The organism is Polynucleobacter sp. MG-28-Ekke-A2, assembly GCF_035012985.1.
Lineage (GTDB): Bacteria > Pseudomonadota > Gammaproteobacteria > Burkholderiales > Burkholderiaceae > Polynucleobacter.
Map to the genome: position 1 here is coordinate 276,723 of NZ_JAYGQU010000001.1, position 15,472 is coordinate 292,194.

The window sequence follows — 15,472 nt, forward strand, 5'->3', positions numbered from 1 at the left end:
TTTTATTTTTGGATGAGATTGCTTTTGCAGTAATCTAATGCCGCCTTCAGTTCTTCCGGGTTGAAGGGGTCAAATGTGCTTCTTCCATCTATTGCACGCAGCCAAGTCAGTTGACGCTTACCAAGTTGGCGCGTGGCTGCCAATGCTTTGTAGCGCATTTCTTCAGCATCAATTTCACCATTGAGAAACTCCCAAGCTTGGCGATAACCAACCGAACGTATCGCTGGAAGATCCGCATGCAATCCAGTATTGGTACGCAGAGTTTTGACTTCATCCATAAATCCAGCGGCAAGCATTTCATCAAAACGCCTTTCTAAGTTCAGATGTAATCGCTTACGATCGCTTGGTTCAAGTGAAACTAACTTAATCCATGACGGAATCGCTGAGCCTTCTCTGCCATCTTCACTGGGTGAGTCGGCCAGTAATATGGACATCGGTTTGCCAGTAATTTCATAAACTTCTAGAGCGCGCTGCACTCGCTGAGAATCATTTGGCTTTAAGCGTGCTGCAGTTTCAGGATCAATCTTGGCAAGCTTGTCGTGCATTGCTGGCCAGCCAATGGCTTTACCCTCTTCATCCAAGCGAGCACGAATTTCAGGATTTGCTGGAGGGAGCGAGGAGAGGCCATGCGCCCACGCCCGCCAATACAACATCGTTCCGCCAACCACCACTGGAATATTGCCTCGCGCGCGAATCTCGGTGCAAAGACGTTTTGCATCATTAGCAAAACGTGCCGCTGAATACACTTCAGTAGGATCGATTATGTCAATCAGATGATGAATAACCGCTTCTTGTTCTGACTTAGTTGGTTTGGCACTCCCGATATCTAGACCCCGATAGACCAAAGCAGAATCCATACTGATAAGTTCAATCGTTAGGCCAATGGATTTAGCATACGCAGCCAAAGACATGGCGAGATGGGTTTTGCCTGCTCCAGTGGGCCCAACAATACAAAGCGTTGAGACTTCATCAGGAGCATGCATAGGCTGAATGTAGGGTTCAGTTGGCATACCTGATTATAAGAGCCTGTTAATATCCGCAACAACCCATAAGTTAGAGAGCGAGTTGATGGATACCCTTTTGCAAATCAGTGATTTATTGCTGCATATTGATAAACATCTAGATGTGGTGATTCAGCAATACGGTCCTTGGGCCTATGGCCTCCTATTTACTATTGTTTTTGCAGAAACAGGCTTAGTGGTTGCACCTTTCTTGCCTGGAGACTCACTCTTATTCATTGCAGGTGCCTATTGCGCTACCGAGCATTTCAATATCTGGACCTTGTGTATGGGTTTATTGATTGCTGCAGTCGCGGGTAATACGGTGAACTACTTCATTGGTCGTTGGATTGGTAAAAGGGTGTTCAGTAGTCAATCGCGCTGGATTGATCAAGGCGCTTTATTAAAAACCCACGCGTTTTATGAAAAGCATGGTGGCAAAACAATCATCCTTGCCCGCTTCTTGCCAATTATTCGTACCTTTGCACCTTTTATTGCGGGCGTATCCGAGATGAACTTCTCACGCTTCCAGTTATTCAATATCACTGGTGCGGCGTTGTGGGTCTTTGGGTTGGTAGTTGCTGGCTATTTCTTTGGCAATATTCCCGTTATCCGTCAGAACCTCAATGTGATCGTGCTGGTTGGCGTGGGTGCAGCTGCTGTGCCAGTGTTATTTGCAGCAGGCTATAAAATTTTTCAGCGCAATAAAAACTAACAGAAGTTTAAAAACCAAAGCACTAACACTAACGCCCAATCGGCTTTAGTGCAGCTTGGTTTGACTTTCAAGCGTAGCAATATGCTCACGGATATCGCTGGCATCTTCAGCTTCTGGAACTTCGCTGAGATAGCGATGCATATCCGCCAATGCGGGACGCAAGTACTCTAGTTGCGCAAAGATCAAACCTCTGTCCCGAATCTCTTCAATAGAGTCTGGTAACAGGATCACCAAGCGCTCTTGAATGCCTAGTAAACGCTCCCAGCGCTCATGTTCCGAGTAAATCATTTTGAGATTTCTTAGAAAGCGCGACAGAATCTCTCTCGAGCTAGAGGCGCGCAGGAATATATTGAGCGGCAGGCTCAAGTCACCCCGATAGCCTTTAGCGTCTAAGTAGGGATCGAGCATTTCTTGTAACTGAGTCTTTGATAACGATTCACCAGTCAAGGGATCCATGATGACTTCACCCTGCTGCAAAGAGATGCGCATCATGAAGTGATTTGGAAATGAAACCCCCCGAATTTTCAAACCAATTTGATTGCCTAATTCCATCATCAAAATCGCTAATGAGATGGGGATCCCTCTGCGATTTTCGAGAATGTAATGCAAGTACGAATTCTCGGGAGCATAAAAATCATTTGGATTTGGGCCAAAACCCAACTCGGTATAAAAGAAATGCTTCAAAATTTGTAAGCGCTGAACGGGTGAGGTATCCGGCGTGATGCGAGTTTTGAGTTTGTTGCCCATCTCATCAATTTGATCTAGAACCCCTTGAACATCTAAATCAGGATAAGCGTGCTGTGCGACAGCGATTGCTGCCTCCGTTAAAGGAAGATGTTCGTCTTCAGCAACTAGGGAGGTGAAATAGTCGAGTTGTTGTGTTGGCATACTGGCTATTTTGCATGACGCAAGAATTTTTGCCAGCGAATTCCAACTAAACCCAGTGATGCGAAGTAAACAATGGCCGCAAGACCTAGCCATGCTCCTACCAAGCCAATACGTAGCCATGGCTCAGCTTGCAGGGCAATCCAATTGTGTGTGCCAGCAGCATAAAAAAGCACTGCTGCGAAGGGGATGAGCGCTAGAAATAGCTGACCGAGATACTTGATCCAGCCTGAATTCGGCAGGGCTCCGCGTCGATGCAGTCCAACCCAGAGCAAGGCGGCATTCAGACAAGCACCAGTGCCAACTGAAAGGGCAAGGCCAGCATGACCAAGCCAAGGTACGAATACTAGATTGGCTAACTGAGTGGCTACTAAAACGAGTAGCCCAATCTTCACGGGTGTGCGGATATCTTGACGTGAATAAAATCCAGGCGCCAAAATTTTCACCAGAATCAAACCAATGAGGCCAACCCCATAAGCCGCTAATGCACGTTGCGTCATCAAGACATCAAGCGCACTGAATTTGCCGTAGTGATACAAGACCGCCGCTAAAGGCTCGCCAAAGATAAAGAGTGCAATTGCGCAAGGTGCAGCTAGCAGGAAGGTGAGCTGCAATCCCCAGATGAGTAACTCACCAGCATGTACTAAATCATTTTTGGCGTTGGCCTTACTGAGACTTGGTAAAAGAACGGTTCCCAAGGCAACACCCAGTAATGCTGTTGGAAATTCCATCAAGCGATCTGCGTAAGATAACCATGACACACTTCCTGCCTGCAGACGCGAAGCAATATTCGTATTAATGATCAGAGAGATTTGCGCAACAGAGACTGCAAAAACTGCTGGGCCCATTAATTTCATGACGCGCCTAGCTTCCGGGTTGGTGACGGCTGATTTAATGGCGCCAGGTAACAAGCCAATACGAGGCAATAGGCCGAGTCGAGCAAGCGTTGGAACTTGAAGGGCAAGCTGGAGTATTCCGCCAAGCAAAACACCAATGCTTAAGGCATAAATTGGCTGCTCTAAGTGGGGAGCCAAAAAGATGGCGCTACCGATTAAAGCAAGGTTGAGCAAGACAGGCGTAAATGCCGGAATTGCAAAGCGGTGATAAGTGTTCAAGATCCCTGCTGAGAGAGAGACCATAGAAATCAGTCCAATATAGGGGAACATGATTTGGGTCATAACGACGCTGGCGTCATAGGCTGGACCACCTTTAAACCCGGTAGCAATCACCAGAATGAGTACTGGGGCACCAATGACTCCTAGCAGTACCGTGAGCAGCAAAGCCCAAAATAAGAGCGTGGCGACTGCATTTATGAGGATTTTGGCCTTAGTTTGGTCTTCGTTTGTGGCAATTTCGCCCAAAATCGGCACAAAAGCTTGAGAAAAGGCTCCTTCGGCAAATAGCCGACGTAGCAAATTGGGTAGCCTAAAAGCAACATTAAAGGCATCTGTCCACTCGGAGGCCCCAAAACTACGGGCAATCAGGGTCTCCCGGAGCAGGCCCGTAATACGGGACAGCATGGTTAGGGAGCTGACCTTGGCAGCGGCAGAAAGCAGATTCATGAGGCGATTTTCACCTATTTATCGGTCGGCTGGGCTTTTTTGCCCCTTTAAGGTAAAATCTTGGGTTTTGGCGAGCTTGCTTATGATTCTGGCAAGTCCGCAAGATTTTTAACTAATCGCATTTTGCATTTTATAGAGGCAAGGTTTAAAGATGGCCAATACAGCACAAGCGCGCAAGCGTGCACGCCAAGCAGTAAAACAAAACGAACATAACTCCAGTTTGCGTTCAAAGCTCCGCACTTCCATTAAGGCAGTTCGTAAAGCGATTGAAACTGGTGATAAAGCTTCTGCAGCGAAAGTTTTCGCGGCAACTCAAGCAACAATCGACAAGATTGCTGACAAAAAGATTGCTCACAAAAACACTGCAGCTCGTCAGAAGTCACGTTTGTCTGCAGCTATCAAAGCGATGGCAGCGTAATACAGTTTTAGTTTTAGGCTGGTCGAAGTAGTTTCGACCTAAGCCCGCTCCTCATCAGAGCGGGTTTTTGTTTTTAAGGCTGGGCTGGGGTTGTTGGGTTGAACTCACACGCCTCTTCGATTGGTAGGCTATTGTCTTTGGCAAAGTTCATGACAAAGTCTAGCGCTCGAGGATCTAGGTCCCTCAGTCGAGTATCAATAACAACGCATTTCACTTTTGCAATAAGCACTGGTCTGACATAGGGCGAATAAGTGAAGCGAGGGTCCCCGGAATCACCGGGAGGGCGAAAAGTAGCCATCACCCCGCACAGACGCTCCGCCCAATCGCTGGGTCGAAATGGTTTGCCAGAAGTGGTAATGCCTTGAATGAAAAGCTTTTTGTGGTTCAAGTTCGCGTAATGATGGTTGTAAGAAATAGTATTACTAAGTCCTCTAGCTTAACAGCCCAAGTTGGCCGTAAGATGGCTTTAGGGTCTATTTTCGTGCAGCCGAATGTTTGAAGAAAAAAATGCAAGCCAAAACTTTAGTAGAAAGCTCAACTATGACATCGCTGGCAAAGCCTCAAGCGCCCGGTAAGGTAAAGCACTACCTGCAGTTTTCTGATCTGACTCGTGAAGAGTATGACTATTTACTCAAGCGTTCGGCGTGGCTTAAGGCCAAATTCAAGAGCTATGAAACTTGGCACCCACTGCATGACCGCACTTTGGCCATGATTTTTGAGAAGCACTCCACTCGTACTCGCCTCTCCTTCGAGGCAGGCATCCATCAGCTTGGTGGTCATGCGGTATACCTGAACACCCGAGATACCCAATTGGGTCGTGGCGAGCCTGTAGAGGATGCTGCTCAGGTGATTTCAAGGATGACAGACATCATCATGATTCGCACCTTTGGCCAAGACATTATTGAGCGTTTTGCTGCTAATTCACGGGTGCCGGTAATCAATGGCCTAACAAACGAATTCCACCCTTGCCAAGTATTGGCCGATATCTTTACGTTTGTTGAGGCCCGTGGTCCGATTCAAGGAAAGACGGTAGCTTGGGTAGGCGATGCCAACAATATGGCCTATACCTGGTTGCAGGCTGCTGAATGCCTCGATTTTCAGTTGCGCTTCTCAGCGCCAGAGGGTTATCAGTTAGATGCAACGCGTTTGTCACCAAAATCCGCCAAGCATTTAACCATTTGCGCTGACCCCAAAGAAGCTTGCAAAGGTGCTGATCTAGTGACTACCGACGTCTGGACCAGCATGGGCTATGAGGATGAAAATACCTTACGTATGAATGCTTTCCAAGATTGGATGGTGGATGAAGAGTTAATGGCTTTGGCTAAGCCTAATGCGCTATTTATGCACTGCTTACCGGCACACCGTGGTGAAGAAGTTTCAGCAGAAGTTATTGACGGGCCACAAAGTATTGTTTGGGAAGAGGCGGAAAATCGTTTGCATGTCCAAAAGGCCCTGATGGAGTATTTACTCTGTGGTCGTTTGGATTAAGTAATAAAACTTCAGCAATAAAATAATCAGTAAGTAATAAGCAATTCGTTTTCATTAATTTTGATTGAATAAGAAAAACATGTCCGATATTAAAAAAGCAGTCTTGGCGTATTCCGGCGGTCTAGATACCAGCGTGATCTTGAAGTGGCTTCAAGATACTTATGGCTGTGAGATCGTGACCTTCACCGCTGACTTAGGTCAGGGCGAAGAGCTGGAACCAGCGCGCGCCAAGGCTTTGCAATTTGGCATCAAGCCTGAAAACATTTTTATTGATGACTTGCGCGAAGAGTTTGTACGTGACTTCGTATTCCCGATGTTCCGTGCGAATACGATTTACGAGGGTGAATATTTGTTGGGCACTTCTATTGCGCGCCCATTAATCGCTAAGCGTCAAATTGAAATTGCTCGCTTAACTGGTGCTGACTCTGTATCGCACGGCGCGACCGGCAAAGGAAATGACCAGGTTCGCTTTGAATTAGGTTACTACGCCCTTGAACCAGGTATCAAGGTGATCGCTCCTTGGCGTGAATGGGACCTTCTCTCACGTGAGAAGTTGATGGCTTACGCAGAAAAGCATGGCATTCCGGTTGAGATGAAGCATAAGCAAGGTGGTTCACCGTACTCAATGGATGCGAACCTCTTGCACATTAGCTATGAAGGTCGTCACCTCGAGAATCCAAACGCAGAGGCAGAAGAGTCTATGTGGCGTTGGACCGTTTCTCCTGAAAAGGCTCCAGATGCCCCAGAAATTATCGAAATCGAATTCAAGGCTGGCGACCCAGTAGCAATTGATGGAAAAGCCTATAAGCCACACGAGTTATTGGCTGAATTAAATCGTCTTGGCGGCAAACATGGCATTGGCCGTCTCGACTTAGTGGAAAACCGCTTTGTTGGCATGAAGAGCCGTGGCTGTTATGAAACGCCAGGCGGCACCATTCTTCTAAAGGCTCATCGTGGTATCGAAAGTATCACCTTGGACCGTGAAGTAGCCCACTTAAAGGATGATTTGATGCCTCGTTATGCCAGCTTGATCTACAACGGTTTGTGGTGGGCGCCAGAGCGTCTCGCACTCCAAACCTTGATTGACCATACGCAGCAGGCTGTTAACGGTGTTGTTCGCCTCAAGCTCTACAAAGGTTCCGTCTCCGTGATTTCACGTGATTCAGCAAATACTTTGTTTGATCAAAATATTGCAACCTTTGATGATGATGGTGGCGCATACAACCAAGCAGATGCTGGCGGCTTTATTAAGCTTAATGCTTTGCGCATGCGCATTGCTGAAACTGCTAGACGTAAGCGCGCAAAGAAATAATCAAAACCAACTAGTTTAGAAAGAACCAAGATGCAATTTGATCAAGTTTCCGTAGGTAAAAAAGCCAATGTATTTTTTGATGGCAAGTGTGTTTCTCATACTGTGACATTGCCTAATGGCGTGCGTAAGTCAGTCGGTGTGGTGCTGCCAAGCACCTTGCGTTTTGACTTAAGCACTAGTGAGATTATGGAAGTGGTTGATGGCAATGCTTTCGTCAGCATCAATGGTGCCCCTGAGCAAGAGTTCAAGGCCGGTCAAAGCTGGGAAGTGGAAAAGGGTGGTTACTTCATTATTCGTGCTGAGCAACCAGTGCACTACGTTTGCCACTTTGAATAAATCAAAGGTGCTCAAACAAAACGCAGGCCGAGGCCTGCGTTTTTTATCGACTCAACATCAATAAATTTGAATGATGTTGAATTAATTTCTCGGCAAGCCCGTAACAACTGTCCCCGGGATGATTACACGCTCAGAGAACCACTGCTTGTTCATTTCCAGTGCATAGCGCACAGCTGCTTTAGGGCAGTGATTATTGGTAGTTTCAGCCTGCATCTCTTCAATGTTCACAATCTTGCCATCATCCGCAATGAACGCAATCGAGAGTGGAATCTTAGTGTTATTCATCCAAAAGCAGTGACCAGCTTTTTGTTCGAATATAAATAACATTCCAGAATTGTTTGGCATGCTTGCGCGGTTCATGAGACCAACCTCTCTAGCCTTAGGTGTATCGGCAAGCTCAGCCTGAATACGGTAGATGCCGGCCTTTAATTCAATAGTGGGTAGACCGACGTTAACTTGGGCGAGCGTTAGGGTGGAGTAAATAAAGAGCGCAGTAGAAAATACTTGGTGCAATAATTGTGAGGTGCTGGGGATTGATATAGACATGCTTTGTATTTTAAGTGAGGGAAATTCCAGACGAAAAAAAACCCAGGAACGAATCCTGGGTTTTTAATAATGATCTAAGGACTATTAAGCCGCTTGGATATTGGTAGCTTGCTTGCCTTTAGGACCTTGGGTAATGTCAAACGTTACCTTTTGGTTTTCCTTGAGGGTTTTGAACCCAGGCATAGTAATTGCGCTGAAATGCGCGAACAACTCTTCTTCACCATCATCAGGTTTGATAAAGCCAAAACCTTTTGCATCATTGAACCACTTAACAATTCCGGTCGCCATGCGAACTCCATTACATAAACTTAAAACAACCGTGATGAGGGTAAATACTTTTTAATCAGTCTCAATCCACAACACGCCTAAATAGAACCTCTCTTGAAGCCTACCCCCCGATTGTTTGCCCTTTTTGGAGGGGTGTCAAGGAGTTATATGCCCCTACCCCCTAGTAATTACCCCTTTTTTTATCGAAAAATGCCCCAATATGGGTTTAAGAGGGGTTTTTGCGTGTTTTTCGCAACATGACCCCTGTAAATTAAAGTTTGGATATCTGTGTTTAGAATGTTTCTCATGAGTCGCGCTCCCAAAAATCCCACCACTGGCAACCCCAGCAATCCGTACGTTGAAGATACCCTTCTGCTCGAAAAGCAAATCGAGCAAGTTAAGGCGCCTTCGATGTATAAAGTTTTATTAATGAATGACGATTACACGCCAATGGAATTTGTGGTGATGGTGATTCAGGAGTATTTTAATAAGGATCATGAAACAGCTACACGCATCATGTTGCAAGTACATTTAGTTGGCAAGGGTGTTTGCGGAGTATTTACCCGCGATGTTGCCGCTACGAAAGTGCATCAAGTTATCGAACTCTCCCGTGAAGCGGGTCACCCACTACAGTGCACTATGGAGGAAGCATGATTGCCCAAGAATTAGAAGTGAGTTTGCACATGGCGTTTGTTGACGCAAGGGCATCGCGACATGAGTTCATTACGGTCGAGCATTTACTCGCAGCCTTATTAGACAACGCTACTGCGGTAGAGGTCTTAAAGGCTTGCGCAGTCAATATCGCAGAGCTACGCGCTCAACTCAAAAACTTTATTAATGACAACACACCTGTTGTACCGGGGAATGATGAGGTTGATACGCAGCCCACGCTGGGATTTCAGCGTGTGATTCAGCGCGCCATCATGCATGTGCAGTCAACATCAAATGGCAAGAAAGAAGTGACAGGCGCAAATGTGCTGGTCGCCATCTTCGGTGAAAAAGATTCGCATGCGGTTTATTTCTTGCAGCAGCAGGGTGTAACACGCTTAGATGTCGTGAACTTCATCAGTCATGGTGTGCGTAAAGATCAGTCCGAGCATGTAAAGCCCGTTGAGCCTTCGCAGGAGGCTGAAGAATCTGCCTCTTCTGGTAAAGAAAGTCCTCTTGAGCAATACACCCAGAACCTTAATGTGATGGCCCGTCAAGGCAAGATTGACCCATTAATTGGGCGCGAGAGCGAGGTAGAGCGGGTGATTCAAGTGCTCTGCCGTCGTCGCAAAAATAATCCGTTATTGGTGGGCGAGGCTGGGGTAGGTAAGACAGCGATTGCTGAGGGCTTAGCTTGGAGAATTGTGAAGGGCGATGTGCCAGATATTTTGGCTAACGCTACTGTTTACTCTTTAGACATGGGTGCTCTTTTAGCGGGCACTAAATACCGCGGTGATTTTGAGCAACGCTTGAAGAGTGTTCTCAAGTCACTCAAAGATCACACTCATGGCGTTTTATTTATTGATGAGATTCATACGCTGATTGGAGCGGGCGCAGCTTCTGGTGGCACATTGGATGCAAGCAATTTATTGAAGCCTGCTTTGTCTAACGGCCAACTGAAATGTATTGGCGCAACCACCTTTACGGAATACCGTGGCATCTTTGAAAAGGATGCAGCTTTATCACGTCGTTTCCAGAAGGTGGATGTTGTGGAGCCAACCGTAGATCAAACAGTGCAAATCTTACGTGGCTTAAAGTCTCGCTTTGAAGAGCATCACAGTGTGAAGTATGCGGCTGGCGCTTTAGTCGCTGCTGCAGAACTTTCTGCTCGCTATATCAATGATCGTCATTTGCCAGATAAGGCGATTGACGTCATCGATGAAGCCGGTGCCGCTCAACGTATTTTGCCCAAGTCCAAGCAGAAGAAAACTATTGGTCGCCCAGAGATTGAAGAAATTGTGGCAAAGATTGCGCGCATACCGCCACAATCAGTCACAGTCGATGACCGTAGTAAGTTGCAAACACTGGATCGCGACATTAAGAGCGTGGTCTTCGGTCAAGATCCTGCGATCGAGGCCTTGGCTAGCGCTATCAAAATGACTCGTGCTGGTCTAGGCAAGATCGATCGTCCAATCGGTTCATTCTTGTTCTCCGGACCAACTGGTGTTGGTAAGACTGAAGTTGCTAAACAGCTTGCCTACATTCTGGGTATTGAGTTGCTCCGTTTTGATATGTCCGAGTACATGGAGCGTCATGCAGTGAGTCGCTTGATTGGTGCGCCTCCAGGTTATGTAGGATTTGATCAGGGCGGTTTACTCACTGAGGCCGTAAATAAGAAACCGCATTGCGTGCTTTTGCTTGATGAAATTGAAAAAGCCCACCCGGATATTTTCAATATTCTCTTGCAGGTGATGGATCATGGCACTTTGACGGATAACAATGGTCGTAAGACTGATTTCCGTAACGTGATCATCATCATGACTACTAATGCCGGTGCTGAGGCAATGCAGAAATCAACCATTGGCTTTACCAATGCCCGTGAGTCTGGTGATGAGATGGCTGATATCAAGAAGTTCTTTACGCCAGAGTTCCGCAATCGCTTGGATGCCATTGTTTCCTTCAAAGCTCTTGATGAGTCGATCATCATGCGCGTGGTTGATAAGTTCTTGATGCAGTTAGAGGAGCAACTCCATGAGAAGAAAGTGGATGCCACGTTTAGTCCTGCCTTGCGAGCCCATTTGGCTAAGCATGGCTTCGATCCTTTAATGGGCGCTCGCCCGATGCAACGCATCATTCAAGACACTGTGCGTAAAGCACTTGCTGATGAGCTACTGTTTGGTAAGTTAGCTCAAGGCGGTCATGTGGATGTTGATATTGATGCTGATGGCAAAGTCCTATTGAACTTTGATGCTCCAGTATTGCCAGGAAAACGTTCTAAAGCTGATGTAGCACCTGCTGAAGAAATTTAATTCACTCATTTTTTAAATAAAAACCACCCAAAAAAGGAAGATATGTCTCATCACGATAAATTACTAGAAGCTTTTGAAAATTACAAAGCTGAGAATGAAAAGTTTCAAGGCAAAGGTATTAAAGCTTCTGCAGCACGCGCTCGTAAGGCTTTGCAGGAGATTGCTGGTTCTTGCAAAGAGCGCCGAAAAGAAATTACTGCTGCAAAAGAATCTCGTGAAGGCGCTGGTGCAGGCATGTCACAAGATGCGGCTCGTAAGGCCCATATTCGCAAGTAAGTAATTTGTAATCTAAGAAGAGCCACCTTTGGGTGGCTTTTTTATTGCTTGGTTGCAAGCAATGTGCTGAAGTTAGTTGCTCAGGTTATTTAAGAATAGAATCTCTTCTTTAGGCAATTTAAGCAATATTTCTATATATGAGCTCATCCGATGGTTTGGCAAAAAATTCACTAGGCGTATTTGAGTCAATCATTATGGGTATTGCGGGGACCGCACCCGCCTTTAGTGTTGCCGTAACTAGTGCCGCTATTGTTGCCTCGGTCGGTGTTTTATCTGTAGGGAGCATTTTGTATTGTGGTCTCATCATGTTTGGGATCACCTTAGCTTTCATTCATTTGAGCAAGATTCAGCCTAACGCTGGTGCTGCTTATGCTTGGGTGGGTCATGTTTTTGGACCTGCTTGGGGATTCTTTGCTGGCTGGGGTTTATTGATTGCCTCTATTTTTTTCATGGTTTCGGCAACCATTCCTGCGGCTAGTTCCACCTTGCTGCTCATCGCTCCTGATCAAGCTGAAAACACCCAACTCATTTCCGCAATAGCTGCCGTCTGGTTGACGGTGGTTTCATTAATTGTTGGGCGGGGCATAAAGCATTCCAGTTTTATGCAAATCGCGCTCACTCTTTTTGAGTCTGTTATTTTATTCATCCTGATTGCTGGTGGACTGATGAGTTACTGGTCAAATCCGGCACACCCACCTTCCTTTGTATGGATTTCTCCGCTCTCATTTTCTCCGCAACTATTTGCTACGGGTGCGCTTACGGCCATCTTTTTCTTCTGGGGCTGGGATGTCACCATGAACTTAAGCGAGGAGAGTAAGGGTGGGCAAAAAAACGCAGGTGGGGCTGCAGGCAAGGGGGCATTTTGGTCAGTACTGAATATGATGCTTTTCTTTGTGCTGATGATGGTTGTGGTTTTAATGGTCTTAACTGATCGTGAAATTGCCGACTCTGGTACCAATGTCCTTTTTGCAATTGCCAATAAATTATTCCCGGCACCCTGGAGTTATCTTGCAGTCTTTTGCACCATATTTAGCACGGTCGGAACGATAGAGACTCAAATTTTGCAGTTCAGTCGCAGCATGTTTGCAATGGCGCGAGATGGTATGTTGCATCCCGTCTACGCAAAAGTGCATGACCAATATAAGACCCCTTGGGTGGCTACTTTTGTTATTTGGTTTTTAGGTGTGGTGTTACTTTTTTCCTCATCCTTTATGCCTTCAGTGAAAGCAATCTTGACCAGCTCCATTTTGGCAATTGGATTTCAGATTTGTTTTTATATGAGTTTGACTGGCTTTGCTTGTGCATGGCATTACAGAAAAAAACTCAATGCCGGCTTCGGATCAGCCATGGCATATGTCATATGGCCTGGGTTCTCAGGCGCATTCATGGTATTCGTTGCTATTTACAGCATCCCCACTTTTGATGCATTTACCATCATGATGGGAGTTGGAGGTTTGCTTCTAGGTTTTCTGCCCTTAGCGTTTAGTCGCAAAAGAGCGCTCGCTACCACTCGTTAGAGTATTTTAATTAGGCGCGTCCTGTGCTGCCAAAGCCACCGGCGCCACGACTACTCTCGGTGAACTCGTCAACTACCTTGAGCTCTACTTGTTGTACCGGCATGACAACCAACTGAGCCAAACGCTCCATCGGCTCGAGCTTGAATGTGGTGGAGCCGCGATTCCAAGTGCTCACCATCAGCTGGCCTTGATAGTCAGAGTCAATTAAGCCAACTAAGTTACCGAGCACAATGCCGTGCTTATGGCCTAGGCCAGAACGCGGCAGAATAAAGGCCGCATAGCCTGGATCTTCAACATAGATCGCCAATCCAGTAGGCACAAGCACCGTTTGACCAGGGGCAATTTCAATCGCTTCGTCAATACAGGCACGCAGATCTAATCCAGCGCTGCCAGGGGTGCCATAGCTTGGCAACTGATCGCGCATACGTTCATCGAGAATTTTGACTTGGAGGGATTGCATGATGTTCCTAAAACGGGGATTTAAATTTTCTTAGCAACTAGCGCAATGAGTTGACGTGCAAGCTGAAGCTTTTCTGCTTTAGCAATTTTTTTGCTGCCGCTGGTGTCAATCACGAGCAATTGATTGAGGTCGCTGCCGAATGTATCGGGACCAATGTTGCCAACAATCATCGGAATGCCTTTGCGCTGACGCTTCTCATCAGTATGTTTTTCTAGATCAGTTGACTCTGCTGCAAAGCCTACGCAATAGGGGTGCGGCTTACCGCCTTTAGTTTTCACTGTCTTAGCAACATCAAGCAGAATGTCTGGGTTAGCTGAAAACTCTAAATGAGGTGCTTGGTTACCTTGGCGTTTCATCTTCTCTTTGGCAGGCTTGGCAATACCCCAGTCAGCAACGGCGGCGACTGCAAAGAAAATATCGCAGTCAGCTGCGTTCAGGGTTGCTGCATGCATTTCTTTGGCGCTAACGACATTGGTGCGGGTAATTTTTCCGGTAGCTTCAAGCGGAGTATTGAGATCGCAAGGCCCAGCAATTAAATGGACTTGGGCGCCAGCCTCAACCGCAGCTCTTGCGATTGCAAAACCCATCTTGCCCGAGCTGTGATTGGTAATGCCGCGCACTGGATCAATTGCTTCAAATGTGGGGCCTGCAGTAATTAATACTTTTTTACCGGCCAATACTTTTTTCTGAAAGAAGGCAATGACTTGCTCAGTGATTTCAGCAGGCTCGAGCATTCTGCCCATGCCCACTTCGCCACAAGCTTGGAAGCCGCTGGCAGGCCCAAGAAGGGTAACGCCATCGTCTGCAAGTCTTTTAACGCTTCTTTGGGTAGCCGCATGTTCCCACATCTGCTTGTTCATGGCCGGCGTGAGTAATAGAGGGCAATCTCTTGCAAGACATAAGGTAGTCAGTAAGTCATCAGCTAAGCCCAGAGAAAGCTTGGCCATGAGATCTGCACTTGCTGGCGCAATCAGAATCACATCTGCAGAACGTGATAACTCAATGTGCGCCATATTGTTTGGAATGGTGCTATCCCATTGACTCAAGTAAACCGGATTACCAGTGAGGGCTTGCATAGTTACAGGGGTCACAAATTGCTGTGCAGCCTCGGTCATCACTACTTGTACGGATGCGCCTTCTTGCATGAGTTGACGTGCAAGCTCAGGGGCTTTATAGGCCGCTATCCCACCAGAGATTCCGAGAACGATCTTCTTATTAATAAGTGATTGCATGGCGCCAGCTTAATGGGATTGGGCAGATTTGCCAAATGACTTGCGTAATTCACCCCAAATAATAAGGGCGGCACCAATGCAGATGGCGCTATCAGCCACATTAAAGGCAGGCCAATGCCAAAGACCGTAATGTAAGTCAACGAAGTCAACTACAGCGCCATACATCACGCGATCCAAGACGTTGCCCAGTGCGCCGCCTAGAATGAGGCTCAAGGCTGTGCAGAGTAGCTTATCGCTTTGGTTTTTATATAGCATCCAAATAATGTAAACGGATGCCGCTAGCCCAAGAATGGTGAAGAACCAGCGCTGCCAACCAGAGCCTTGCGCCAGAAATGAAAATGCTGCGCCAGGATTAAAGAGAAGTAACCAGTTCATAAAAGGCAAAACGGGTTCAGGCACACCCATTTGCAAATTACTGAGCGCCGACCACTTGCTAAGTTGATCTAGCAATAACACGACGACAGCAATTGCTAGATAACGAGGTAGAGCAAGACTTTTCATAT

Annotated in this window: 18 protein-coding genes; 9 read left to right on the forward strand and 9 right to left on the reverse strand. The window is 46.7% G+C overall.

Annotated elements, in window-relative coordinates:
• Positions 1 to 2: 2 nt before the first annotated feature.
• Positions 3 to 1,010, reverse strand: a complete 1,008-nt coding sequence (gene miaA / locus VC188_RS01420) for a tRNA (adenosine(37)-N6)-dimethylallyltransferase MiaA (protein ID WP_323482796.1) — start codon at positions 1,008 to 1,010, stop codon at positions 3 to 5.
• A gap of 58 nt (positions 1,011 to 1,068) precedes the next feature.
• Between miaA and VC188_RS01425 the strand changes: the two genes are divergently transcribed.
• Positions 1,069 to 1,713, forward strand: coding sequence for a VTT domain-containing protein (locus tag VC188_RS01425; protein ID WP_216192180.1), 645 nt, complete (start codon positions 1,069 to 1,071; stop codon positions 1,711 to 1,713).
• Positions 1,714 to 1,758: 45 nt separating this feature from the next.
• On the opposite strand, the gene VC188_RS01430 is transcribed toward VC188_RS01425, so the two are convergent.
• On the reverse strand, positions 1,759 to 2,601 hold the full coding sequence (locus VC188_RS01430; RefSeq protein WP_216192094.1) for a SirB1 family protein: 843 nt from the start codon (positions 2,599 to 2,601) through the stop codon (positions 1,759 to 1,761).
• Positions 2,602 to 2,606: 5 nt separating this feature from the next.
• Positions 2,607 to 4,160, reverse strand: a complete 1,554-nt coding sequence (murJ, locus tag VC188_RS01435) for a murein biosynthesis integral membrane protein MurJ (protein WP_323482797.1) — start codon at positions 4,158 to 4,160, stop codon at positions 2,607 to 2,609.
• 151 nt (positions 4,161 to 4,311) lie between these two features.
• Between murJ and rpsT the strand changes: the two genes are divergently transcribed.
• Positions 4,312 to 4,578 carry a 30S ribosomal protein S20 gene (gene rpsT / locus VC188_RS01440; protein ID WP_071466054.1) on the forward strand — a complete coding sequence of 89 codons (267 nt, stop codon included), beginning with the start codon at positions 4,312 to 4,314 and terminating at the stop codon, positions 4,576 to 4,578.
• 73 nt (positions 4,579 to 4,651) lie between these two features.
• Here rpsT and VC188_RS01445 read toward each other — a convergent pair whose 3' ends face one another.
• Positions 4,652 to 4,966 carry a DUF3579 domain-containing protein gene (locus VC188_RS01445; RefSeq protein ID WP_083564229.1) on the reverse strand — a complete coding sequence of 105 codons (315 nt, stop codon included), beginning with the start codon at positions 4,964 to 4,966 and terminating at the stop codon, positions 4,652 to 4,654.
• A 152-nt stretch (positions 4,967 to 5,118) separates the two neighbouring features.
• Here VC188_RS01445 and argF point away from each other — a divergent pair, with 152 nt between their 5' ends.
• The 3 genes from argF to VC188_RS01460 all read left to right on the forward strand — a co-directional run bounded on the left by argF (position 5,119) and on the right by VC188_RS01460 (position 7,714).
• Entirely contained in the window at positions 5,119 to 6,066 is a 948-nt protein-coding gene (argF, locus tag VC188_RS01450; protein WP_323482831.1) for an ornithine carbamoyltransferase, read from the forward strand.
• A gap of 79 nt (positions 6,067 to 6,145) precedes the next feature.
• A complete protein-coding gene (locus VC188_RS01455) occupies positions 6,146 to 7,378 on the forward strand; it encodes an argininosuccinate synthase (RefSeq protein ID WP_216262700.1) in 1,233 nt (410 codons plus the stop codon).
• A gap of 30 nt (positions 7,379 to 7,408) precedes the next feature.
• Positions 7,409 to 7,714 carry a pyrimidine/purine nucleoside phosphorylase gene (locus VC188_RS01460; protein WP_215358532.1) on the forward strand — a complete coding sequence of 102 codons (306 nt, stop codon included), beginning with the start codon at positions 7,409 to 7,411 and terminating at the stop codon, positions 7,712 to 7,714.
• 81 nt (positions 7,715 to 7,795) lie between these two features.
• Here VC188_RS01460 and VC188_RS01465 read toward each other — a convergent pair whose 3' ends face one another.
• Both VC188_RS01465 and VC188_RS01470 read right to left on the reverse strand, forming a co-directional pair.
• On the reverse strand, positions 7,796 to 8,260 hold the full coding sequence (locus VC188_RS01465) for a DUF192 domain-containing protein (RefSeq protein WP_323482798.1): 465 nt from the start codon (positions 8,258 to 8,260) through the stop codon (positions 7,796 to 7,798).
• 84 nt (positions 8,261 to 8,344) lie between these two features.
• A complete protein-coding gene (locus VC188_RS01470; protein ID WP_011903586.1) occupies positions 8,345 to 8,548 on the reverse strand; it encodes a cold-shock protein in 204 nt (67 codons plus the stop codon).
• Between the two features lie 276 nt (positions 8,549 to 8,824).
• Between VC188_RS01470 and clpS the strand changes: the two genes are divergently transcribed.
• The 4 genes from clpS to VC188_RS01490 all read left to right on the forward strand — a co-directional run bounded on the left by clpS (position 8,825) and on the right by VC188_RS01490 (position 13,277).
• Positions 8,825 to 9,181 carry an ATP-dependent Clp protease adapter ClpS gene (gene clpS, locus VC188_RS01475; RefSeq protein ID WP_072582834.1) on the forward strand — a complete coding sequence of 119 codons (357 nt, stop codon included), beginning with the start codon at positions 8,825 to 8,827 and terminating at the stop codon, positions 9,179 to 9,181.
• A complete protein-coding gene (gene clpA / locus VC188_RS01480; protein WP_216243749.1) occupies positions 9,178 to 11,484 on the forward strand; it encodes an ATP-dependent Clp protease ATP-binding subunit ClpA in 2,307 nt (768 codons plus the stop codon). The genes clpS and clpA overlap by 4 nt, the downstream gene beginning before the upstream one ends.
• Positions 11,485 to 11,526: 42 nt before the next feature.
• Positions 11,527 to 11,760 (forward strand): hypothetical protein, encoded by a 234-nt coding sequence (locus VC188_RS01485; protein ID WP_323482799.1) that lies wholly within the window; start codon positions 11,527 to 11,529, stop codon positions 11,758 to 11,760.
• A gap of 137 nt (positions 11,761 to 11,897) precedes the next feature.
• Positions 11,898 to 13,277 (forward strand): APC family permease, encoded by a 1,380-nt coding sequence (locus VC188_RS01490; RefSeq protein WP_323482800.1) that lies wholly within the window; start codon positions 11,898 to 11,900, stop codon positions 13,275 to 13,277.
• Positions 13,278 to 13,287: 10 nt separating this feature from the next.
• On the opposite strand, the gene dut is transcribed toward VC188_RS01490, so the two are convergent.
• Genes dut through lspA form a run of 3 tightly spaced genes read right to left on the reverse strand, consistent with a single transcriptional unit; the run spans position 13,288 to position 15,470 of the window.
• Positions 13,288 to 13,737, reverse strand: a complete 450-nt coding sequence (gene dut, locus VC188_RS01495; RefSeq protein WP_323482801.1) for a dUTP diphosphatase — start codon at positions 13,735 to 13,737, stop codon at positions 13,288 to 13,290.
• A gap of 20 nt (positions 13,738 to 13,757) precedes the next feature.
• Positions 13,758 to 14,969 carry a bifunctional phosphopantothenoylcysteine decarboxylase/phosphopantothenate--cysteine ligase CoaBC gene (gene coaBC / locus VC188_RS01500; protein WP_323482802.1) on the reverse strand — a complete coding sequence of 404 codons (1,212 nt, stop codon included), beginning with the start codon at positions 14,967 to 14,969 and terminating at the stop codon, positions 13,758 to 13,760.
• A gap of 9 nt (positions 14,970 to 14,978) precedes the next feature.
• On the reverse strand, positions 14,979 to 15,470 hold the full coding sequence (lspA, locus tag VC188_RS01505) for a signal peptidase II (RefSeq protein WP_323482803.1): 492 nt from the start codon (positions 15,468 to 15,470) through the stop codon (positions 14,979 to 14,981).
• Positions 15,471 to 15,472: the final 2 nt, after the last annotated feature.